The sequence below is a fragment of the Streptomyces sp. KLMMK genome, assembly GCF_036961605.1.
Classification (GTDB): Bacteria; Actinomycetota; Actinomycetes; order Streptomycetales; family Streptomycetaceae; genus Streptomyces; species Streptomyces telluris.
Map to the genome: position 1 here is coordinate 1 of NZ_JBAMDC010000799.1, position 469 is coordinate 469.

A 469-nucleotide genomic window follows, 5' to 3' on the forward strand; every position below is an offset into this window, starting at 1 on the left:
AGGGGGCAGCACGCGGGCCCGTCGCCGGTCGACCGGGGCCGGGCTGGTTCCAAGCACCACCTCATCACGGACGGCCACGGCACCCCGCTCCCCGTCCTGCTGACCGGCGGCAATCACAACGACGTCACCCAGCTTCTACCGGCCAGCCGTGCGCGACAGGGCCCTTGTCCAGCTCTGCCTCCAGCGTCGCGAACAGCTCATCACTCAGCTGCGGCCGACCGGCAGAGCCTGTCAACCGCAGCGCGCCCTCCCCGCCGACTTCGTATTCCCGCCGCCACCGCTGGACCGACCGGACACTCACCCGTAACTGCTTCGCGACCAGCCCGTTCGGCTGCCCGTCGGCAAAAATCTGGGCCACTTCCATGCGGATGCGCTCACGGAACTGCCGCCGCTCATCAGTCACCCCAAAACCCTGCGGACACCTCACGTCCCTGGCATAACGCGACGATCGCCACCCGTCAGCCCCTAC

General features: G+C 68.9%; 2 pseudogenes. One reads left to right on the plus strand and one right to left on the minus strand.

Annotated elements, in window-relative coordinates:
* A pseudogene (locus V7793_RS38025) lies at positions 1–141 on the plus strand (IS5/IS1182 family transposase); the annotation flags it as partial.
* Here V7793_RS38025 and V7793_RS38030 read toward each other — a convergent pair.
* A pseudogene (locus V7793_RS38030) lies at positions 140–427 on the minus strand (helix-turn-helix domain-containing protein); the annotation flags it as partial. The pseudogenes V7793_RS38025 and V7793_RS38030 sit on opposite strands and share 2 nt — an antisense overlap.
* Positions 428–469 lie beyond the last annotated feature (42 nt).